The 21,040-nt window shown below is 66.3% G+C and carries 24 protein-coding genes; 4 read left to right on the top strand and 20 right to left on the bottom strand.

Going from position 1 to position 21,040, the window contains the following annotated elements; genetic code table 11:
* Window positions 1-25: 25 nt before the first annotated feature.
* Window positions 26-1,063, top strand: coding sequence for a DUF6624 domain-containing protein (locus AVL59_RS49675; protein WP_079147117.1), 1,038 nt, complete (start codon window positions 26-28; stop codon window positions 1,061-1,063).
* Here AVL59_RS49675 and AVL59_RS32130 read toward each other — a convergent pair whose 3' ends face one another.
* Window positions 1,064-2,602: a terminase large subunit domain-containing protein gene (locus AVL59_RS32130; RefSeq protein WP_067311590.1), complete on the bottom strand. Its 1,539-nt coding sequence runs from the start codon at window positions 2,600-2,602 to the stop codon at window positions 1,064-1,066.
* Window positions 2,589-3,140: a hypothetical protein gene (locus tag AVL59_RS32125; protein WP_067311588.1), complete on the bottom strand. Its 552-nt coding sequence runs from the start codon at window positions 3,138-3,140 to the stop codon at window positions 2,589-2,591. The genes AVL59_RS32130 and AVL59_RS32125 overlap by 14 nt, the downstream gene beginning before the upstream one ends.
* A gap of 343 nt (window positions 3,141-3,483) precedes the next feature.
* Between AVL59_RS32125 and AVL59_RS49670 the strand changes: the two genes are divergently transcribed.
* Together AVL59_RS49670 and AVL59_RS51805 are read left to right on the top strand one after the other, a co-directional pair.
* Complete coding sequence (locus AVL59_RS49670) at window positions 3,484-3,900, top strand: hypothetical protein (protein WP_079147116.1); 417 nt, start codon at window positions 3,484-3,486, stop codon at window positions 3,898-3,900.
* On the top strand, window positions 3,897-6,293 hold the full coding sequence (locus AVL59_RS51805) for a tetratricopeptide repeat protein (protein WP_159400152.1): 2,397 nt from the start codon (window positions 3,897-3,899) through the stop codon (window positions 6,291-6,293). Before AVL59_RS49670 ends, AVL59_RS51805 begins: the two co-directional genes overlap by 4 nt.
* A gap of 76 nt (window positions 6,294-6,369) precedes the next feature.
* Here AVL59_RS51805 and AVL59_RS32105 read toward each other — a convergent pair whose 3' ends face one another.
* The 16 genes from AVL59_RS32105 to fabG form a co-directional block, all read right to left on the bottom strand.
* Window positions 6,370-6,897, bottom strand: a complete 528-nt coding sequence (locus tag AVL59_RS32105) for a hypothetical protein (protein WP_067311576.1) — start codon at window positions 6,895-6,897, stop codon at window positions 6,370-6,372.
* A gap of 4 nt (window positions 6,898-6,901) precedes the next feature.
* Window positions 6,902-8,338, bottom strand: a complete 1,437-nt coding sequence (locus AVL59_RS32100) for a ParB N-terminal domain-containing protein (protein ID WP_067311573.1) — start codon at window positions 8,336-8,338, stop codon at window positions 6,902-6,904.
* On the bottom strand, window positions 8,335-9,003 hold the full coding sequence (locus tag AVL59_RS32095) for a ParB/RepB/Spo0J family partition protein (protein ID WP_067311572.1): 669 nt from the start codon (window positions 9,001-9,003) through the stop codon (window positions 8,335-8,337). The genes AVL59_RS32100 and AVL59_RS32095 overlap by 4 nt, the downstream gene beginning before the upstream one ends.
* Window positions 9,004-9,710: 707 nt before the next feature.
* Window positions 9,711-10,268 carry a DUF6417 family protein gene (locus AVL59_RS52740; protein ID WP_159400151.1) on the bottom strand — a complete coding sequence of 186 codons (558 nt, stop codon included), beginning with the start codon at window positions 10,266-10,268 and terminating at the stop codon, window positions 9,711-9,713.
* 224 nt (window positions 10,269-10,492) lie between these two features.
* Window positions 10,493-11,011 (bottom strand): proline dehydrogenase, encoded by a 519-nt coding sequence (locus AVL59_RS32085; protein WP_067311570.1) that lies wholly within the window; start codon window positions 11,009-11,011, stop codon window positions 10,493-10,495.
* A gap of 96 nt (window positions 11,012-11,107) precedes the next feature.
* A complete protein-coding gene (locus AVL59_RS32080) occupies window positions 11,108-11,365 on the bottom strand; it encodes a hypothetical protein (RefSeq protein WP_067311568.1) in 258 nt (85 codons plus the stop codon).
* A gap of 38 nt (window positions 11,366-11,403) precedes the next feature.
* Window positions 11,404-12,057, bottom strand: coding sequence for a poly-gamma-glutamate hydrolase family protein (locus tag AVL59_RS32075; protein ID WP_079147114.1), 654 nt, complete (start codon window positions 12,055-12,057; stop codon window positions 11,404-11,406).
* Window positions 12,058-12,146: 89 nt separating this feature from the next.
* On the bottom strand, window positions 12,147-12,452 hold the full coding sequence (locus tag AVL59_RS32070) for a hypothetical protein (RefSeq protein ID WP_067311566.1): 306 nt from the start codon (window positions 12,450-12,452) through the stop codon (window positions 12,147-12,149).
* A gap of 1 nt (window position 12,453) precedes the next feature.
* Window positions 12,454-12,690, bottom strand: a complete 237-nt coding sequence (locus tag AVL59_RS32065; protein WP_067311564.1) for a hypothetical protein — start codon at window positions 12,688-12,690, stop codon at window positions 12,454-12,456.
* Between the two features lie 155 nt (window positions 12,691-12,845).
* A complete protein-coding gene (locus AVL59_RS32060) occupies window positions 12,846-13,166 on the bottom strand; it encodes a VRR-NUC domain-containing protein (protein ID WP_067311561.1) in 321 nt (106 codons plus the stop codon).
* On the bottom strand, window positions 13,163-13,420 hold the full coding sequence (locus AVL59_RS32055; protein WP_067311559.1) for a hypothetical protein: 258 nt from the start codon (window positions 13,418-13,420) through the stop codon (window positions 13,163-13,165). Before AVL59_RS32055 ends, AVL59_RS32060 begins: the two co-directional genes overlap by 4 nt.
* Window positions 13,421-13,626: 206 nt before the next feature.
* A complete protein-coding gene (locus AVL59_RS32050; RefSeq protein ID WP_067311558.1) occupies window positions 13,627-13,818 on the bottom strand; it encodes a hypothetical protein in 192 nt (63 codons plus the stop codon).
* Window positions 13,819-13,834: 16 nt separating this feature from the next.
* Window positions 13,835-14,098, bottom strand: a complete 264-nt coding sequence (locus AVL59_RS32045) for a hypothetical protein (protein ID WP_067311555.1) — start codon at window positions 14,096-14,098, stop codon at window positions 13,835-13,837.
* 496 nt (window positions 14,099-14,594) lie between these two features.
* On the bottom strand, window positions 14,595-14,909 hold the full coding sequence (locus AVL59_RS32040) for a hypothetical protein (RefSeq protein WP_067311553.1): 315 nt from the start codon (window positions 14,907-14,909) through the stop codon (window positions 14,595-14,597).
* Window positions 14,910-14,993: 84 nt separating this feature from the next.
* On the bottom strand, window positions 14,994-15,944 hold the full coding sequence (locus AVL59_RS32035) for a ParB/RepB/Spo0J family partition protein (RefSeq protein WP_067311551.1): 951 nt from the start codon (window positions 15,942-15,944) through the stop codon (window positions 14,994-14,996).
* 1,349 nt (window positions 15,945-17,293) lie between these two features.
* Window positions 17,294-17,998, bottom strand: coding sequence for a beta-ketoacyl-ACP reductase (fabG, locus tag AVL59_RS32030; RefSeq protein ID WP_067311548.1), 705 nt, complete (start codon window positions 17,996-17,998; stop codon window positions 17,294-17,296).
* A gap of 410 nt (window positions 17,999-18,408) precedes the next feature.
* Between fabG and AVL59_RS32025 the strand changes: the two genes are divergently transcribed.
* Complete coding sequence (locus AVL59_RS32025; protein WP_237281746.1) at window positions 18,409-19,206, top strand: MmyB family transcriptional regulator; 798 nt, start codon at window positions 18,409-18,411, stop codon at window positions 19,204-19,206.
* On the opposite strand, the gene AVL59_RS32020 is transcribed toward AVL59_RS32025, so the two are convergent.
* Window positions 19,128-20,087 carry an MBL fold metallo-hydrolase gene (locus AVL59_RS32020; RefSeq protein WP_079147113.1) on the bottom strand — a complete coding sequence of 320 codons (960 nt, stop codon included), beginning with the start codon at window positions 20,085-20,087 and terminating at the stop codon, window positions 19,128-19,130. The genes AVL59_RS32025 and AVL59_RS32020 overlap by 79 nt on opposite strands.
* A gap of 9 nt (window positions 20,088-20,096) precedes the next feature.
* Window positions 20,097-21,005: a recombinase family protein gene (locus AVL59_RS32015; protein ID WP_159400150.1), complete on the bottom strand. Its 909-nt coding sequence runs from the start codon at window positions 21,003-21,005 to the stop codon at window positions 20,097-20,099.
* Between the last annotated feature and the right edge of the window lie 35 nt (window positions 21,006-21,040).

Here is a 21,040-nt window from a genome sequence, read left to right as displayed (position 1 = left end):
GCCGGACGTACGAGGAGAGGCGAGGATGCCTGTCGCGCACCCCACCGCCAGCACGTTCGTCTTCGCCCGCATCGGCAACGATCTGCGCTTGGGGGTAATCACGCATCCCCGGCTGGGTGACGGGATGGCCCCGGGCGGGCACTGCTACACGGACGAACACCCGGCCGACGCCGCGCTACGAGGACTACGCGACGAAACAGGCCATCAGGGTCGGCTGCTCTCCGCGCCCTCCCGCCGGACACTCCCCGAGAGCTACCCTCACCCCCTCGCTGCACAGCACCCGCAGGCCGAGCTGGAACCCTGGTGGACCGTACGCATCCCTGCTTCAGCAGACACCCAGCATCCCGAGCGGCACACCCACGTCGAGCACATCTTCGTCGCCGTCGTCGAGCGCCCCTTCGGCCCGGCAGCCGAGGGCGAGCACCCCTTTCGCTGGATCACTCCCGAGGAGCTCTCGACCCTGCAAACCCCGGACGACATGCGCATCCTGGCCACCCACCTATTCCAGGAGCTTCCGACACTCCTCGAAGGCACCCGCGGACTGCGCCGGGATGAGGCGCTGCGCCAGGAACTACTGCGCCGCCAGAAAGCTGATCAGGAGGCCCGGGCGATACCAGTGACCCACATGAACGAGGCGGACAGAGCCAAGCTGTTGTCAGTGGAAGACGACAACACCGCCTGGCTCCATGGTGTCCTCCGCGAGCGCGGCTGGCCGGGATGGTCCACGGTCGGCAGGGACGGAGCCGCCGCGGCATGGCTCCTTGCACAGCATGCCGATCGGCATCCGCAAGTGCAGGCGCGTTGCGCCGACCTTCTTGCTGCTGCGGTGCTGCACGGCGATGCCGAGCCGAGTCACCTCGCCTACCTGGAAGACCGCCTGGCGGTCGCCCGACAGCAACCGCAGTGGTTCGGAACTCAATTCCGAGCCGGCGGGGACGGGGGCTGGGAGCCGTTTCCGCTGCAAGACCCTGATGGTGTCGACGAGCGCCGGGCCGTGATCGGGCTGGAACCGCTCGCCAAGTACGCCCAGAGGATCGCCGACACATACAAGCCATCGCAGTGATCAGCGACGGCGTACCAGCCGGTCGTCCCGGTAGGAAGAGGACACGCCACCCGTTTGCTGCGGGTCCGCCAGCTGCGTCAATGCGTGCACTGCGGCGTCCATACGGTCCGGGCTGTCCATGCCGGCGACCCACGTGACCATCTGCTGCTCCAGCACCGGCCATTCACCGACATGGTGAACACGGCCCTGCTCGTAGAGCTGCGCGATCGGCTCCGCCCTCAACCTCTTGCCGTGCTTGGCTGTGACCGGTAGGACGGCGGGCATCAGCATGTTCTCGGTTCGCTTCTCGGCCTGGAGTTCCTGCCAGGCCTGATGGAGGATCTGGCGGGACATGTCGCCGCCGTAGTTGCTCTCCACCACGATCGCGTCCGCGCGCAGTTCGATCGCCAGCAGGCAAGTCTCCCGCCCCCAGTCACCGGCGCCGCGATTGCCCGAGCGGTCGTCGAGGACATACAGGTGCCCGTCACGATCAGAGGCCGCGGCCACGATGCCGGTCTCGTCGCCGACCGCAGACTCGCCGCCGGCCGGGTCGACCGCCACCACGACGCGCGCCAGATCGATGCCCCGGAACTGGGCGGCGCTGATGCGGTTGTTTGTGATCCACGGCCACTGCCACACGCCGCCGTCCTGCGGGCGCGGCTGCTGCATGTACAGGCTCCACCAGACACGTTCGCCGACCGAGCGGCGGATCTCGGCGAGCGCGTGGGCGTCGTACCGCTCGGGCCACAGCGGGGCACCTATGGGCCGGTCGAGGGCGTCGTCCTCGGAGAGCGCGAGGGCGGGCAGGTCGATGACCGTCCACCGGTCGCCTTCCTCGGCGAGGACACGTCCGGCGAGGTCGTCCTCGTCCCAGCGGGTCTGGATGAGGATCACCGAGCCGCCAGGCTCGATACGGGTCAGCAGGACGGCCTGCCACCACTCCCACAGTCGCTTCCGCATCGTGGGCGAGGCGGCTTCCGCCGCGTCCTTGATCGGGTCGTCGACGACGGCCAGGTGGGCGCCCTTGCCGGTGAGGCCGCCGCCGACGCCGGCCATGACCGCGCCGCCCTCCGTGCCGGCGAGGTCGAACCTGTTCGCGGCGGAGGAGCCGGGCCGCAGGCTGATGTCGAGTTGCGGGCCGTAGGTGAGGATCGCGTCCCTGATCCACCGGCCGTGATCGTCGGCGAGATCGGAGGAGTAGGAGGCGATCATCACCCGGTGCTCCGGGCGGCGACGCAGGTACCAGAGCGGCGCCCACCGGGCGGCGCGGCGGCTCTTGCCGTGGCGGGGCGGCATCGTGAGCAGCAGCCTGGTCGGCTTGCCGGCGGCGACCTGCTCAAACGCGGTGTCGATCAGGCCCAGGTGCGGGGCCTGCATCTCCCGCCCGCCGGTGAGGACCGCCGCCATCGCACCGGGGGAGCGGTCCATCGCCAGCCCGCGCTCGACACGGGCGAGTTGCGCGCGGAGCTCAGGGGTGGAGGCTGCGGCGATCTCACGACGGCGCTGCGCGGGAAGCGTCCGGTAGAGCTGGAGGACCGCTGCCTCGTCAGCCCTCGTCACCCTCGCCTGCGCCGCCCCCGGCGAGGTTGATCAGCCGCTCCAGCTCTTCAAGGCCCGCCGTCTCTACCTGGACGGCCGCGCCATCCGGGCCGGACAACTCGGTGCGTACGGGCCGGTCCAGCCCCAGGAGGCGACTGCTGCGTTCGATGATCCGTACCGCACGGTCCACGGCGTGGTAGTCGCCGTTGCGGATTGCAGCACGGTAGACGGTGAAGAAGAGCCGCTCCAGGCGCTCCACCATCAGTTGGCGGAGTTCGTCGGTGTTGGCGTCCAGGGCGGTGGCGCGCTCGATGAGGGCCTTGGAGACGTCCTTGCAGGCTAGTTCGATCAGCCGCTTGTTACTCGGGGGCTCAAGACCGCGCCGGCACTTGTCGATGCCATACCCCTGCGGGTAAGCGATACCGTCCGAGTTGATCGCGGGGTCAGCGGCGAGTTTTCGACCGATGGTCAGCCAGTCCACGCCGGCGAGCTTCAAGTCGATGGCGTCGGCGCGGCGCTGCGTGATGGCAGCCCTTGTCGCGCGATTGGGGCGGCCCATGAACGTCTCCCTGAGCCCCGCGCCTGAAATCCATGATCCCTGATCGAAGCCACCGGGTGCCCGTTGGAGGAAGAGCCGTCAGGAGCCTGTGTGTCGAGGTGCCTCTCTGCCCGCATCAGCCGAACTTGAGTCCTGCCGTGAGTACAGGGTTGTCGCACGCACCCGTGGGCCGGACGTCTTGGTCAAGGATGAGCGGATGGGGTTCGGCGTCGACGAGCAGCGCGGTGATGGAGGCCCGGGGGAGCGCCCCCGATCCTGGCGTGACTTCGGGCGCCGCCAGCCAACCATGACAGGCGGACTTTTCGAATACGGTGGTGACCTTGCTACTGAGGTTGGGGGTTATATGGATCCGCTCGTCATGGCAGCGGGCACGGCACTCGTGGGCGCGATGGCAACGGACGCTTGGCAGCAGGCGCGTTCGTCTGCGGTGGCTCTGTGGCGCCGTGTGCATCCGCAACGTGTTCCGGCGATTGAAGAAGAGCTTGCCGATGTGCGTGCTGAGGTGCTGGCCGCCCGAGAAGCCGGTGACTCGGAGGTCGAAGCAGGGCTTGCTGCCGATTGGCAGCGTCGACTGCGCAGGCTGCTGCGCGACGATCCCTCTTTGGCAGACGAACTACGTCGAGTCCTGGACGAGGAGTTGACCCCGCTGCTGCCGAGCACAGAGGCCCCCCGCATCGGTTCCGTTGAGATGAAGGCTCGCGCATCTGGAAGAGCCCGGATCTATCAAGCTGCTGGCAACCAGACCATCAACGAGTCGTGAGTAGCGGTGATCGCCGACCAGTGATTCGGCAAGATGCCACAGCACGAGACGATGCCCGGATCTACCAGGCGGGTGGCGACATCATCATCAACGAAGCCCGTGCCCAACAGCAGCGCGTGCTTCCTGAGCAGCCGCCCGGACGGCTCATCAGCGAGATCGTCGATCCCTACGCATGGGAAGTGCATCAGGCCATCACCGTTGAATCGGCCGGGTCCCCGGAGTCCCTGCCAGTCCTGCCGGTCTACGTCGAACGTGAGCATGACCATCGGCTCCTCGACGCTGTAGAGAAGGTGGGCAAGGGGGCAAGCAGGCTGGCCGTGTTGGTGGGTGGGTCTTCCACGGGGAAGACCCGAGCCTGCTGGGAAGCCATCCAGCGCCTGCCGCCCACCTGGCGCCTGTGGCATCCCATTGAGCCCGGCCGACCTGAAGCCGCTCTTGCCGGCCTTGACGCGGTTGAGCCCCACACCGTCTTGTGGCTGAACGAGACCCAGCACTATCTCCTCACACCGAACAGTCCGCTCGGCGAGAGTCTTGCCGCCGGATTGCGTGCACTCCTTCGCGATCCAGACCGTGGCCCTGTGCTGGTGCTGGGAACCCTCTGGCCCGAATACTGGGCGAGACTCACGACCGCTCCCCCAGCCGGGGATAAAGACGCTCACTCGCAAGCTCGGGCACTGTTGACGGGATGCGATCTGCACGTGCCGGAGATATTCGCCGAGAGCGAGGCAGAGAGTCTGAACAGGGCCGCCGCTGTCGATCCCCGGCTTGCCTACGCCGTTGAACACGCGGAGCAGGGGCATATTGCACAGTACTTGGCTGGTGCGCCGGCGCTTGTTGAGCGTTACCGAAATGCGCCCGCCTCAGCAAAGGCCGTGGTAGAGACGGCCATGGACGCCGGACGTTTGGGCATTGGCCCGACCGTGCCTTTGTCGCTGCTGGAAGCCGCTGCCCCCGCGTACCTGACGGACCTGCAGTGGGCGCAAGCGACGGACGACTGGTTGCTGCAAGCTCTGGAGTACGCGACGAGACCGGTGCACGGGGCCCGCGGACCCCTCACTCGGGTCCGCGCTCGCCCGGGAGAACCTCAACTCCATGAGCCGCACTATCGGCTGGCTGATTACCTGGACCAGCACGGACGATCCGAGCGCATCTACGCAGTGCCTCCCAAGGCATTCTGGGACGCCGCTGCCGATAGCGTTCGTGATCCGGCGGCCCTCATGGCGCTAGCTCAGGCAGCTAATGATCGTTGGCGATACCGCCATGCTGTGAAACTTGTCCGCGCGGCGACCCAAGCCGGAGACTCAAGCGCCTTTGTAGACCTCGCTCTGCTCCAAGCTCGCTTTGACGGCTATGACCCGGAGTCGAGCATCTATCAGCGAGCCGTTGAGGTCGCGGACGCTCAAGGTCTTGGCACGCTGGCTTCATGGCACGAGCGCCATGGTCGCCGAGAAGAAGCAGAACAACTATATGAGCGAGCCGCAGAGAAGGGAGAGACGCCCGCCCTTGTACTGCTGGCCCAACTCAAGGAGCGCGCTGGCGATCGCAAGGGCGCCGAGCGCCTCTATCGTCGCGCAGCTGACGCGGGCGACTATTGGGCGCTGATTCAAGTGGCCAAACGCATATGTGGCCGTGACAAGGAGGGTGCCGAACGTCTCCTTCTCGAAGTGGACTCCGCCGTCATTGATCCCCAGGTGCGGTACCGATATTTGCGTTACCTCTTTGACGGTGACTCAGCTCCTCACCTGCAAGCCACGGCGCGCGCAATCCTTACGGAAGGCGCTGATGCTGGTGATGTTGACGCTCTCCTCGTGCTGGCTGAAATAACTGAGAGGGCGGATGGGCGGCAAGAAGCTGCCGCTCTCTACCGTCGCGCTATTGACGCTGGAAGTCGCGAAGCTCTTCTCCGCTTGGCAGAGATCACGCCAGATGAGGAAACACGGCGCAGGCTGTATCGTCAGGCCGCAGAGGCCGGAAATGCTGGGGCTCTGTTCGTGCTCGCATGCATGAGTGATGTTGCAGGAGACCTGGAGCAAGCGATCCAACTGATGCGACGGGCCGCGGACGGCGGAGAGCCTGACGCCCATTGGGGACTGTCAGACCTTCTCGAAAGGAATGGGCAGACGGAAGAAGCGGAACTTGTCGCTGCATTCGACCCCGATGGGCAGGGCCTAAGTGAGTTGCTGTACAGTCGAGATGAGAGTGGAGATGCGGCCGGTGCCGATCGGCTCATACGCATAGGAATTGACGCCGGATACCGTGGCGATTTTGGCATCGGCATGTTCATTGAACACCATCGTCCCGACGACCTCGGTTGGCAACAGGCTCGTCGCTACGGACTTGAAGCCGACGGTCGTCCGAGCGACCCATGGCGTGTGGGTCCACTCGGCCACTGATGCCTGGTCCATTGCTTGCCGCACACGAGCGGTGGGGCACGGACACTCTTTCCCTGCCCCACCGCTCGCCTGGGCCTCAGGAAAACTCCAACTGCTCCGGCCCCTCTTCGTCGATGTCCTTTTCTGTGAACGGTGGTGCGTCGGGGACGTCGCGGTGGGAGCGCAGCCACCAAGCGAACTGCCAATTCCGGCATGTGCGGTACAGCCGTGAGGCCCGCATCTGCGCGTCGCGGGGGATAGAGTGCTCGCCCCAGCCCATGATGGGCCGAGCGTTAGCGAGGTGTACGCCAAGGCCCCGGACGAGGGCATCACCTGCCCAGGTCTCGCCGGGGGCATACTCGAACGCGAGGTGGGCGTTCCGCTGCCAATCCCACGGGATCGGCAGCGCGCACAGGTACCAGGCGGCGGGTGGATTGGCCACCGATAGGCGAAGCGTCTGACGGCGCAGTTTGGTGTCGACACGGTGCCGGTCGCACTCGGCGAAGGTCTTCAAGCAGTGCTGGGTCATGTCGACTTCACGGATGCCGGCCAGCCACATGATGCGATATCTGTCGCGAGCCTCTATGTCTACACGGACCTCCTCTGAGTCCGCCACCGGAATCATTCCATTACTCCTCTGGGTGTGAATTCCTCTCCTTGATCAATTCTATCAGGATTTCGGAAATCCCCTTGTGTTTGTTGTGTCGGAAATCGTTAGGGTAGGGCATGTTGAATTCTTCCGAGAAAGCCCTTTCGTATTGTTCGGTGGGCAGCGCCAAGGGGCGCCCGCACACGGCCTTGACCGTGGCCCGTGAGGTGTCGCTGATCTCTACCTCCTCGAAGTAGCGTGACAGCAGCCCGCGGAGGGACTCGGGCGTGTGGTAGCGGATCCGCTGCCACTTGCCGCGCACGAACCGCATGTCCACGTTTTCGCTGTCGAGGAACGACAGGCGCGTGGAGTCACGGCTGATGGAGTGCTCGGAGTTCTCGTACGCCAACTCGCGCTCCAGATTCCGGGTGCCGATGCACACACGCCCGTCCGCTGCGCACAGCGCGTTCACGGTGACCAACACCCAGTGCTGGTAATCGAGGCTGGTCGTGGCGTTGATGACGGAGTCGAGGACTACGACCTCGTACAGACCGTACTGCCGCAGTTCCCGCTCGATGGCGCGGAGTTGGCCGACGACCGTGCGGATGTCCACGGCGTACTTCCCCTTCAGGGTGCGGTACGGCTCGTAATCGTGGATCTTGTAGCCCTTGGAGCGCAGGTGCCGGGCGTAGTCTCCGTGGCCGGCGCCGAAGTCCACGACTCGGTGGGACGTGGTCAGCGAGGGCAGCACGAGGCGCTCCCAGACCTCGGACTTGTACCGGACCTTGTCCGCTTTGGCCTTCGAGGAGTGCTCGCGCAGACGGTTGGGCTGGACGATGTGCTGGTTCCACACCGGTGCCTGTTCTTCGAGGCCGGACCAGTCGTACACGCCGTACTCGCCGGTGAGGTCCTCCACAAGTTGGCCGGCGTCGAAGGAGGCGACGGTCCAGGCGAGGACGTCGAAACGTTGGGACTTGGCGACAGCCGCGTACTCGGCGTTCAGCACAATGCGGCCCTGGTCGTCGATCACCACGGAACCCCAAGGGCCGTGCGCGGCGGTCATGAAGCCGATCGCCTGCTGGAAGGGAACGTTTTTGGACTCCTCGACCTGGATGGTCTGCCACGGGATCCAGCACCACTGGCCGATGGGCCCGGGCTCCGCGTACACGACGCTCGCTTCGGTCTCGACCCGGTTGTGGAGGAGGTTGAACTTGATCTCGTCCTGGAGGCGGACCTTCTGCGGAAGGATCATTGCCGGGGTCGTGGTCTGCCCGATGGCTTTCAGGCCCTTGGTCCGCTGGTGACCTGCGACCAGTGTGCCGTCGGCGTTCAGGATGACCGGCTTGACCACGCCGTGGCGGCGCAGCGACGCCTGGAGCCGGGTGAAGGACTCTTCTGACAGTCGTCGCGGGTTGTAGTCCGCAGGCCTGAGCTTGCTAAGGGGGTACGCGGGGTCGAAGCGGACGTCGAGGCTCATGCCGCAGCCCCTTCTTCGGCACGGTGCTCTTCGTTGAGGACGTGCCAGCCGAAGCCCATGTCGGAGTCATGCTCGCCGACGAACTCCTTGTACAACGCGTCGAGCAGCTCGACCTCAGCCTGTGTGACCCGCACGCGGGTGGAGGACCACTGCAAGTAGCCCCACTGGAGGTAGTCCACCGTCGCCGCAGCACCCGTGTCAGCGCCATCAGTGGGCAACTCGATGGGCGCCGGCAGTGCCGTCTCGTCAAGGAGCTGGTCGAGCTGGTCTTGGTCGTAGCCGGTGCCCTGAAGATCCGGCAGTTCGGTGAGGATGTCCGCGAGGAGCACGCTGTCGTAACCAGCCAGGTCGCTCGTGCGGTTGTCAACGATGACGATCTTGGCCGCCGCGTCGTCGTCGACGTCCAGCCAAGTGACGGCGATGTCAGTCCAGCCGAGCCGCTGGGCGGCCTTGAACGTGTGGTTGCCAGCGAGGACCTCGTTCGGGCGACCGGTATGGGTGCCGCGATTGACGACGATCGGCCGGTACTGCCCATTGATGGACAAGGATTCACAGATGGCGTCAAGATCACCCGTCCGCGGGTTGCGGTGGTACAGGTTGAGCTCGCCGACCGGGACGGCCAGATTCGCGAGCGAGGCCGGGATGCGGGTTGCGGCAGTGGACACGAGACTCCAGCCCCACGCCCACCGTCGAGCCTAAGCGATCAACCGCGAGGCGCTGCCCGCCGAAGGCGACTTCGGATCGGGCTGCACATCGTGGCCTCGCGCCCGCGGAGGCGTTCGCACGGTCCGAGGCCACCGGCTCGGCGAACAGAGTGCCCGACAGTGGGAACGCGGCGGCTGGGGCGGCGATATGACGAGACGACAGGTACCGACTTGCCGGGCTCCCTGTGCCTCCGATACGGTCGGCTACATCAATGAGGGCCCCACCACGCCTAGGTGCTGGTGGGGCCCTTTTGTGTCCTCTCGGCTTCGGGAGGACGAGAGAGTCGCGGTCACCGTCTTCTTCAGGTTTGCCGGCCAGGGGAGACGGCGGCCGTGCCCATGCCTTGAGAGGTTGGACAACTCATGAGTACACACCATGACACAGGTTCCAGGCAGCAGTCACCCGCAGACGCTGCGACAGGTGATGTCTGGCCGACGGAGGCGCCGCCGTCGCTGCCCTCGTCTCTGCGTCGCGGAGACGTCCGTCTCCAGATCGGAGGCCGCACCGTCTTCGCTGTGTACGCCTCGCCGGCGATCGTGACGGCAGTGTTGTCGGCGGGCCTCGGGCTGATGGGCTGGGGGCACGTGCCCTGGTAGCGGCAATGTAGGTGGTCAGGGCCGCGGGAGCCTCCGTTCTGCGGCCCTGGTCCGGAACCGCCGGCCGCTCCTCAGCGAGTCTGCACTGCCGACTGCGCTATTGCGGGTTCGGTGGGGGTGGGTGCGTCCGTGCCTGGGCGGTAGGTGATGCCGTAGTTGCGGCTGAAGCGGTTGGCCGCAGTGACGTGGCCTCTGTGCCCCTCCAGGTAGAAGGCGTACGCGATGGAGGCAATCTGCGCATCGGTTACGTGTAGGAGCCAGCGATTGGACTCCTTCCGGAACTCGGCCCTACGGACAGCCTCGTCGAGCCCTGTGGCTGGGGGATGCCGAAGGCTGCCGCCGAGCGAAAGGAAGAGATGCAACATCGTCATCTCCGAAGGCAGCAGGGCCACTTCCTTGTGACCGGGCTCGGGTTCTGGCGAGGGTGGCTGTTGTGGCGATGAATGCGTCCGTGCCTCGGTATACAGCAGGATGTCCAGGCCTTCGCTGCTTGGCCGGGCTGCCCAGACGACGGGCCTGCCTGCGTATGCGGACAACTCGGCCCGCTCACTGAGGTCGGCCCACTCCGCCAGCCCGGTAGCCACCAGCTGCTCGACGCTGTGGTGGCTCAGCCCTAGTGTCTCGGTCACCCACCCGTGAGGCGAGGCTCGATGCGCTGTGCGGAGCGCCTCCAGGAGTACGTAATGATGGTCCTTCGTGCGTCCCATCCGCCCCTGCCCCTCGGCATCGTTTCCACCAGGTTGCGGCCGTACCGGCTGTGATGGACACGGTAGTGCAGCCCACCCACTACGGCGGCCGGCTCCGGCCAACAGCCGTAGTTGTTGGATGGTCGTGCCGGTCAGGGTTTGCTCATTCAGCTCTCGTTGCCGATGACGCTGCGGGCTGCGAGGCGGAAGTCCTTGACCGCTTGGTAGAGGATTCGTTCTCGTTCATCAGCAAGAGCAGTGTCCTCGGCTTTGCGGGTGGCGTCTCCCGCGTGCGCGTTCTCGGCCATCCGCCGCATGATTTGGGAGAGATCGCTGGAAGCGTGGGTGACTCGCTCGGCGACTTCCACGAGGGCGGACGGTCCTTCGAGGATTACGACTTCGGCAGCGCGGTGCACCTCCCTGGCCAGGGTGATGAAGCGGCGTATCTTCTCGTCGACGTCGGACAGGTCGGGGGCGTCGGAACGCAGGGCGTCGAAGATGGCGTCCATGGCAATGTCGCGGTCGTGGAGCGCGCCGAGGTAGCCGGCGTATGCGTCGCGGCGGTGTTGACGGCGCCACTGATCATGTTGTGCCCGTGCCTGTACCCGGCCGCTCACGATCGCGGCACCAAGAGTGGTGGCAGAGCCGACAGCGGCGCCGAGCAGCGCGGCAAGTCCTGCGTCCATAGGCTCAGTCTGCCGTTGTTGTCGTTCATCGAGTGCGCCGGGGCTTCGTCCCCGTGCCAGGCCAGGGTGACAAGGCAGAGGGTACTGGCCGGCCGGTCAGGCGGTCTGACTCCAGGCTTGCCGTACGGCCTGGAGAGCGCGAGAGACGTCGTTCCGGCTGCTGAAGCCGTGGACGCTCATCTGCGGATCCATGGAGCTTTGGCCGCCGCGTGTGTAGCCGTGCCAGCGGCCGCATCCGTGGCAGTCGGGCGTCGGCAGGCAGGGGAAGACGTCACCGACCCATTCGTGATGGTCTGTGTAGGCGGCGTACCCGTGCAGATGGCGCTCGTAGGTGAAGGCGCTCACGCTCACCATTTCGTCTCGTACTCCGTGATGCCGGTCTGCTTCCAGCGTCAGGACCGAAGCCGTCGGTAGGCGGCCTGGATGGCATCGACGTAACGGTGGAACTCCTCGGTGACGTTGTTCCGGTTGCCGCCGCTCATGTCGTTGTTCGTGAAGAACGCGGCGCGCTGCGCCCTGGAGAGTTCCAGTTGGACGCCTCGTCCGGCCAGGTTGCGGTTGCAGATGTTCCTGGGGCTGCTACCGACTCTCTCCGGCGCAGCGTCGGCGACCGGGAACCCGGCGTGCTGCAGAGACACAGTGATCCAATAGGAGAAGTCGTGGTCGAGGCCGCCGACTTCGGTGATCTTGGCGCCGCTGCTGAACCCGTGCCAGGAAACCGTGCGCACCATGCCGCCTTGCAGGTCGACGCACTGAGGTTCATCGAAGTGCGTCGAAGTGACGTGCAACGTTCGGTTAGCACCTGCCTTGTTGCCCTTGAACGAGTAGTAGTTGTCCGTACTGCCCGCGCAAGCGAGCGCAGCTTCTGTAGTGCCAGCCTCAATGTTGCCGCCGTGGATCGCGATGTGGGCGAGATCGGATCCTGGTACGCGACGGCATTCGCGCGACCAGTGCACTCCCTCTTCCTCATGGGCGGCAAGGTCAGCGAAGTTGCTGTACGTGTCGGAGGCGGTCAGGGCGGCGTTGTCTATGGAAGCAGTCGTCACAGTGCGAGGTCTTTGAGTTCGAGGGGATCAGGACGGTGAGCCGAGCTCCCCGACGATGGTCGCCATGGGCAATGCGCGGCGGAGATCAGTCAGGGATGGGAGGCTTCTGCCTGCGCGTCGCCATCAGTTGGTGTCTCGGTGGCGCCGATGTAGCAGGCGTAGAGCTCAGCGGTGCCGTCGCCGACGCTGCGCGCTGTGGCGTCGAAGGCGCCGGCGGGCCGGAACGCTGCGTGCATGCCGGTGCGTATGCGGTAGCCCAGGTTCGTGGCCCGGTTCAGGTTGGCGAGCGTTTCGATGTGCGCCCACTCGCCGGGCCGATCGCGCAGTGCCTGGGCGGTGTCGTGCGCCTCCTGGCTGCGTTTCTGGCTGGGCAGGGGCTGGAAGCGGGCGTGCATGTCAGGAGGCTCCGGCAGTTGGGCGGGCGGATTCGGCGAGGTCTCTGATCTGGGCGGCCAGGCGCCATTGGTCGTCGGTGAGGTGCTCGCACAGTTCGTTGGCGAGGTAGGCGATCTGCTCGAGTGCCTTCCCGGTGTTCACGTCCGGGCGGGCCTCGGAGCAGGTGACCGGCTCGTGGGACGGGGCGACGGGAGTGGTGGGCGCCGCCGGGTCGGCTGCGCGAGCAGGAGTGGTCACGGTGGTGTTCTCGGGTTCAGCGGTTGTTGCAGCGGCAGGTGTTGGTGATGACGTTGAACCAACTGTCGCAGGAGTTGCACCAGATGGATCCGGGTGCGGGCGGCACCTCGGAGGGGCGGAGGGCGGGGTTAAGCACGGTGAGCGGGGTCTCCTTGTCAGAAGTGGTCGGGGAGTTGGGCTCTGGGCCCGTTGGGAGCGAGAACGGTGATGACGAGGTCGAGGTCCTTGGGGCGCCACAGGGCGGTTTCGAAGCCGCAAGCGGACAAGTGACGGAGCCAGTCGCGTTGCTCGGGGCGTAGCCGACCGGTGTTGGACTTGAACTCGGCGAAGATCGTCCGCTTAGTCTTCGGGTGTCCGTACACCTCGTCGGGCCAGCCTGCGTCACTGCGCTGTGAGTTGTACGTGTGGTAGGCGAGGGTCCAGCCGCGAAGTGCGGCGATCTTGCGGACGTGGCGGCGGAACTGCTCCTCGGTCACACGGTGCTCCGGCGCCGGCGCGGGGTGGTGGCTTCGAGGAGAGCGGCGTAGTGCTCGGCGGCGTCTGGGTCTGGCTTGGGCTGCTGCCGGACGGGGACAGGCGGTACCCGGGGGCGCCGGTGCTGTTCCTTGAGGAGTTCAGGCAGGGGGCGCCGGGTCTGTTCCTGGAGGAGTTCATCGAGGGTGCGGCCGTACCGCTCCAGGATGAGGGCCTCGTACAGAGCGTTTTCGTTTCGAGTGCTTGTGGCAGGCATTGGGGCGTCTCTCCATGGGGTGGCCGGGACCCGCGGGGGTGTGCGGGTCCCGGCCGGAGGGGTGGCTCGTATCGGACGAGCCGTTCCGGGCGGGCGGGGCGCGGGGGGTCGCTGCCCGTCCGGAGGTCGGGTGGGTGGTCGGGCCGTGCCAGGGCTTGACCTCGATCAAGAACCTAACACGAAGTTGTGTACTGACCTATTTTGGGTCAGTCGGCGAGGGCCAGTTCGTCGGGGTCGTAGGGGAGGGGCTTGGCCGCGCCGGGCCACAGCACCATGACCTGCCGCTTGCCGGTGAAAGGGTCGGTCGCGTGTCCGGTCACCTGTCCGAAGGGGCGGAGCATGCCTTTCGGGACGGGCTTGGCGAGAGTGACGTCGGTGTGCTCTTCGAAGTGGTCCATCACGATTCCTTGGTGTTCACGATGCTGTGGCGGCGATGCTGTCCAGCCCGCGGCCCCACTCGGCGGTGATGGGCTCATCGAAGATGAACCCTGAGCCGGGGCCTTCGAGTTCTGTGGCCCGCCAGTCCGCGCAGCCTCCGGTGGTGGGGCGCTCGAAGTGCTGAGTGGCGCCGTCGGGCAGGGTGATGGCCAGCCTGACGATCCCGGGCGGCGCGCTGGCGCGGGTGACCCGTTGTCCGGTGCGCAGGGCTTCCGCTGTGAGGTTGTCTCCGAAAGTCATCGCAATCTCCAGTTGAGTAGCGGCCTATTATTGGTCAGCTGAGGACGGCAAAACCCTCACAGGTCCAGCAGGTCTCGCCGGTGTTCGGGCTCGTCCCGTCGGTGCAGCCGGGGCATGGCGTGCGGCGCCCCGCCCCGTAGCAGGCATGGCATTCGCGGGTGCGCTCGTACGGTCCGTGGCAGAAGGTGACCGTGCCGGCTCCCTCACACTCGTCGCACTCAGACGCGGCAACACCGAGGACGTCGATGGCGTCGACCATCGTTGTACTGGCTGGCATCGGCGTTTAGAACAGCTCGTCCTGCCCGCCAAAGTCGCCAGGCTGGGGCGGCCTGCTGCGGTGCGGGCACCGGATCGCCGAAGAGCGCCTCGGTACCGACTGTGTCCGGCGCGGCTGGGATACGAGTCCCTTCCGTGGGGACGTGCAGTTCGAGGGGAGCGTCGCGGTCGAACTCGGCTCGCTGCATGGCCGCCCAGTCCCGGCCTGCTGAGGTGCAGTTCACTTGGTGAGCTCCTCGCTTGCGGCCGACGTCAGGCGGCGCTGGGTTTCAAGCACGGCGTCCGCCCAGTCGTGAACGAGCGCGGTGGCCGCACGAGCTGCCGCCTCACCGGGGGACAGGTCCTCTTCGAGGGCCCGCAGGTAGCGGGCGGCGGTGACCTCCACCGAGGGAGAAGAGGTGAAGGCCCGCATCAGGCTGTCGATGTTGATGCCGTGCATGTGGTGCAGGGCATTCGCGGCGGTGCCGAGGATCACCCCGACGTCCTTGCCGAGCTGTACGGCCTGGACACGAGTGAGGGGTGTGCTATAGCGCATAGTGGTGCTGTCTCCCTGGGGTGTGGAAGGTCGGTGCTGCGGGCGCGCGGATGACGGGGCCGCGCACCCGGCTGGAAATGGTGGTCAGGCGGCGGCAGGCTCGGGTGCCGTGTCCTGCCGACTGTCGTGGACGGCGTCGGGGTTGACCGTCACCAACTGCCGGGCTTCGGCGTGCGCCTTGGCCTGCTTGAGCTGGAATCGGGCCCTGGTCAGGGACTCTGCGACCCGGTCGAGCTGCTCCAGTCGCGCTCCTACCTGGCCGTCGAGCGTTTCGGCGAGCTTGATCGGTTCGGTGCGTGCGATCTCGTCGAGGAGTCCGCGGACCTGCTCGATCTTGTCGAGCGTGCTGCGGGTCTTCTTCTGTGCGGAGGCGCGCTCGCGGCGCTCCTCGTCCGTCATCTCCTCGACGATCATGAGGACGGCCTGGTCCTGCTGCTGCCTCATCGCGAAGGCGAAGTGCACGATCTCGTTGTCCGAAGCGAACTCTCCACGTGCGAACTTGGCCAGCAGCGCGCCCTGGTTGGCGTGCGACAGGGCAGCGATCTGAACGGCTGCCTGGGTGCCGATCTCGCCGGCCTCGACGTGCTTGGCGACCTCCTCGCGCAGGTCCAGCAGGGCCAGGCGCAGCTTGATGTAGGTGACCGTCTTGCCGAAGTCGTCCGCGACGGACTCGATGGTGGCGCCTTCCTCTTCGTCGAGGATGCGCTGGAACCCGCGTGCCTCCTCGAAAGGGGTCATGTCCGCGCGGTTGACGTTCTCGGACATGGATCGCTTGAACCGCTGGATCTCGCTCTTCTCGGAGATGATGTTGGCGCGGATCTTGGTCTTGCCGAGGATCTGGTGGGCGCGCCAGCGGCGTTCGCCGGAGACGATCTCGTAGCCGCCGAGTTCGTTGTCGGGGCGGACCTCGATGGCCTGCATGAGGCCGTACTTCTTGATCGACTTGGCCAGTTCGTTGAGCGCGTCCTGGTCGAAGTACTCGCGCGGCTGGCGCGGGTTGGGGTGGACCTGGGGCATCTTGAGGACGCGCTGCACTTTCGGGCTCCAAGAGGTGGTGTGAGGTGTTCTTTCTCCCTCACTTCTTAAAATTATTCTACTATCAATCGGGGTGGGGTCCACTCCCGGCAGCCCCCGCCCACGTGACCTCGACCACGAACGAAACAGGCTCACTGCCTGCCGAAATGCACGGCAGTGGCCCGAAGAGCAGACGAGGTGGAGGTGCGTCCTTGGGTATACGTGCGCGGCAAGCCATCACCCTTTCCCGCAGCTGGTTCATGGGCGGCATCTGCTGCGGTATTCATCACCAACGCGGTTTGAAATCAGTCGCGTTGGGCAGACCCCATGCGGGCAGCGAGCGACAAGCAGAAGGTGCAACTGCCCGCCCGGCGTCGACGAGTTGCTGGAGTATCTCAGCTCCAGTTGCGCTTGAGCCCGACGCAGGGCCTCGGGGGAGAGACGGGCCATGCCGGTCACGAGTGCCGCTTCGCGGCGCCAGGTCCGCTTGCCAAGTCTCGGGGGTCCTGTTGTCCTTGCGGAAGGCTCGGTGCGGCGGTGGAAGTTGCAGGTTGGGCGGTTGCCGTAGTCGGCGCGATCACGAGCGTCGTCTTCGCCATGGGGCGCCTTCTCGATCAAGTGCCCATTCTCTCCGCAAAGGCCGTGAAAGCGATCCGGTCTCTACGGGCTGTTCGAGCTGAACTGCTTCGATCCGATCGAGATCAACCTCGGGACAACACGTCGAACCCGTGAAGTCCCCCGGTGTTCATGGCCCTCGCACGCGCCGCAGGCCATGGATGCGGCCAGAGATTCACAGCAGCACCTGTCGAGCGGTAGGCAGTCGTCGCGCGGAGGCCAAACGACCTGTCATTACAGACGGCATGAGGGTGGGCGCCGAATCGCTCCGTCGCCCACCCGCTCACTCACCTACCTCGTCCGCCCGTGAGGCCTCCGTCTATACGTGCTCGCCACACGCGCACAGCAGGAGGCGCGCCTGCCAGGTGGGCCGTGAAGCAGTCGCGGCGGATCGGGCAGCCCCCGCACACCCGCGCCTCATCCCTGCGGCACTCCGCCGAGTCCTGGTCTGCTCGGCGATGCTCCGCCATGCACCGAGCTGCTGACCAGGCGACCGGTGATGCCAAGGGACTGGTGGCAGCTCCCAGACCGCCCAGCATTCTGGCCCGGTCGGCGTCGCGTCCCCTGCTTACGCCGGCGTGCGGCGGTTCCTTTGCCAAGGCGAGGATGCGGTCAGGGTCGATCACTCCCGCCCCCTCGGCCCGCGGCGCGGTCCGGCCGCTGTGTGCCGCACCTGAGGCGTTCGCGCGGTGCAGGTAGCCGGTGATGTTCCCCCGCAGCCTGGTCAGGGCTGCCGTTTTTACAGGTCACCGCTGTCAGTGCCCCATTCCTGCGCCGCCGTCCACCGGAAGTACGGCGCCGGTGATGTAGGACGCCTCCCGGCTGGCGAGGAACCGTACGGCAGCGGCGATCTCCTCCGGCTGGGCCACCCGCCCCAGCGGGACCTCCTCACACAACTCCGCTATGCGCGCCTCGGGCAGGGCCGCGGTCATGTCGGTCGCGGTGAGACCCGGTGCGACGACGTTGAAGGTGACTCCACGGGAGCCGAATTCACGGGCGAGTGAGCGGGTGAAGCCGATCAGTCCTGCTTTGGCGGCGGCGTAGTTGGCTTGCCCCTTGTCGCCCCGTAGGGCCACGGCAGAGGAGATGAAGATCATACGTCCGTGGCGGGCACGCAGCATGCCGCGACTGGCGCGCTTGGCTACTCGGTACGCCGAGGTCAGGTTTGTGTCGATGACGCTGGTGAAGTCCTCCTCCACCATGCGCATCAGCAAGCTGTCCCTGGTGATGCCTGCGTTCGCCACGAGTACCTCGACAGGTCCATGCTCGGCCTCGACCTTCTTGAACGCGGCATCGACCTGCGCGGAGTCGGTGACGTCGCATCGCACACCTAGCAGGCCGGCCGGAGGCTCGCCGGAGCGGTACGTGACGGCGACCCGGTCCCCGTCCCGGGCCATGACCTTGGCGATCGCCAGGCCGATACCCCGGTTGCCACCGGTGATGAAGACGCTGCGGCTCATGCTGGGAAACCCCTCACTCGACACTCGTGTTACACACCGCCCCAGCGGCAGGCCCAGGTCGGGTCCGGCGTGAGGGCGGGGCCGGGCGAGGCAGCCGTTGCTTCCTCGCAGGCGGAGGTCACGTTGCCCGTTTTCCGACCGCTTAGGTCGAACCTGCGAGTGCTGAAAGCAGCGGAACCAGGACCATCAGTGCGGGTTTCAGGGGCTGAAGCAACCCCAGATGCCCGAAATTACTCATCTATGTACGGCTGTGTACGACAGGAGGCTTGAAGTCGGACAAGGGTGCTACGTGCGTTAGAGTCTCCTGTGTTTTAACGTTTCTTTGCCATTGGGAGCGGTACCTCATGGGCGACCTGCCACCGATCACGCGGATGCTTCGTGCTTGGCGAAAGGCACGCGACCCCAAGGCCGTGCCCGGCTTGACAGCCCGGTACGGCACCCGGCGCAGGAAAGGTCTCACCCAGGCCGAGGTCGCCTACCTCGCCGGCGTGACTGAAGGCTGGTACAGCAGGCTCGAACGCGGAGTCCCCGATGGCTACAGCGACGAGTTCCTCGACAGCCTCGTTCGCATCCTCGGCCTCGACGACGCCCAGCGCACGCATCTCTTCCTCGAGGTCACCGGACGTGAACCGGCTCCCCGCTGCCGTCCCGACGCCAACACCATCGACCCGGTCGTCTCTCACATCGTCCACAGCCTGCCGTGGCCCGCCTACACCTACGACCCACGCTGGGACATACGCGTCTTCAACAAGGCAGCCGCCCGCGACTTCCCGTGGATGCTCCATGGCGTCAACGTGATGATCTGGGCCCTCACCTACCCCGAAGCCCGGTTCCAGCTCATCGACTGGGAAGAAACCTGGGCGAAACCCATGGCCTCCCAACTCCGCATTGCTTGGCGCACCAACCCCCACGACCCTCGGCTCGCCGAGGTCGTCCAGCACATCAAGGATGCTGACCCCGTGGCCGGCCGCATCCTCGAACACGACGTCACCACCGTCACCCACCCCGACGGCGACCGGCGCCGCCTCTACCTCCCGCACCAGGACGAGGAAGTCGAGGTCGAATTCGTCGCCTTCAGCCGATTGGGCAACAACATCCGCCTTATGGTCGTCATGCCCGCCGACATCGCTCAGCACGCCAAGGAAGCCATGCCCTCCACCATCGCGAGCGTGCTTGACGGCACCCCCGAAACCCCGGCCTCCGCATAGGCGGCCGCAGTCTGCGTGAACAGCCGCTCCGGATGCGCCCACGTGCCAGCGTGGCCCGCCATGATCCGGCGGGCCGCTTCGGCCAGTGGCACACCGCGTCGCGCGTACTGCGCAGCCTGCTCAGCAACGCGCGCCAGGCGGTCGCGGATCTCTGACACCCCTCTGCGGTCCAGCAGCGGCCCGTGACCTGGCACGAACAACTCCGCGCCCGTGTCCAACAGCATCTGGCAGGCGCCGATGCAGCCGCTCAGCGAGCCCGACCACACGACCATGTGGGCTCCGGAAAACAGAGCGTCCCCCGCGAACACCACACCCTCGTCAGGCACGTGCACGGCGACGTCACCCGCACTATGTCCCGCTCCGAGGTCGATCAACTCCACCAGCACGGTGCCGACCTTGACGTCCTCACGTCCCTGGAAGGTACGCGTCGGTCCCGTCACGGTGATGCCGGTGAAGTCGAAGTGCGCGAAGTGCCGGGCAACGTACGCGCCAGCGGCACCCGGCCCGCCCGAGCGGGCCAGCGTCGTCAACTGCTCGGGCCCCATCTCGTGACACAAGCCGGCGGCGCCTGACGCCGACGTGATGATCTCCGCACCGGCCAGAAGCTGGTTCCCCCACGTGTGATCTCCATTCTGGTGCGTGCACACCAGGAGACCGATCTCCTCCCGCAGGCACACCGACTCCACCGCCGTGAGCAGCTCCTCCGTTGCCTGCAAGGTGAACTGCGTGTCGACGAGCAGCGCCTGGCCCTCCGACACGACGAAGCCGCTGTTGCTGTAGCCCCAGTCCGTGCGGTCGTGCAGCCACGCCCAACTCGACGCGGACAGAGGACGAAGGCCGGGAGTTGGCACGAGAGGTATTTCCTTGTGTCGTTCGGTCACAGGCTCACATCAAGTAGCGGCGGGCTCGCGCCAATCGATCGTGACGCGCGCATGGGGATCGTTGCCGCCCTCACCACGCCGTGAGACGCGCACGTGGACGATCTCCAGCAAGACCAGGCCGCGCTTTGCGTCCCGCGAGGCGGTGCGCCACCAGGCCACCAGGTCATGCACATCGCCGACCGGAAGATCCGTCATCAACTCCAGGTGCTTCAGACGCACCCGGGTGTCGCGGAGGTCCTTCTCCGTGGCCTTCTTCGCCTCGACGAACGCCGTCTCCACCATCAGGCCACGCTTGTACAGGTCCTTCAGACCGGCGAACCGCTCGTCGCCGCCCGCGATGTGCTCCCTCAGGCGGCCGACCTCCGCCTCGATGTCCCGCAGCAGCGCCTCCAGCCGCTCACGGGCACCAGGCTTGAGAAGCTCAGCGAGAACGTACTCGGCCACGGTGTCCTCAAGACGGTCCGCGTTAATCCTCGTCTTGCCGCAGCCATCGCACTTGTAGGATGGCGGAGCATCCGCATGGGCGCGGCTGCCGATCATCGCCGTCGAACACTCGCCGCACACCGCGCAGCCACCAGTCAGCAGGTACTCGTAAGCGTCACGGGGCTTGGCGCGCTGCTCATCCCGCTCGGCATGCGTCTCCTGCACACGCCGGAAGACCTCTGGCTCCAGCACCCGCTGGCCCCAGCCTTCGATCGGCTCGCCGGCCTTGTCCAGGCCGGCGATCTTCGGATTTACGGACCACCGATGGAAGACCTCACGCCGCCACTCGTTACCGCGCGGTGTGGTCACGCCCTGCTTGTTCAGGAACGCGGCCGCATCAGCGTCACTGCGCGTCTCCAGGAAGAGCGCAACGGCTTCGCGCAGCTTCGGGGTCTCCGCGGGATGCGTCACCCCGTCCCGCACATAGCCCGACAACCGTCCCACGCCGCTGACTCCATCCACTGGCCTGG

Source organism: Streptomyces griseochromogenes, from assembly GCF_001542625.1.
GTDB lineage: Bacteria > Actinomycetota > Actinomycetes > Streptomycetales > Streptomycetaceae > Streptomyces > Streptomyces griseochromogenes.
The sequence above is the reverse complement of the archived record's forward strand: the minus strand, read 5'-3'. Positions and strand labels throughout refer to the sequence as shown.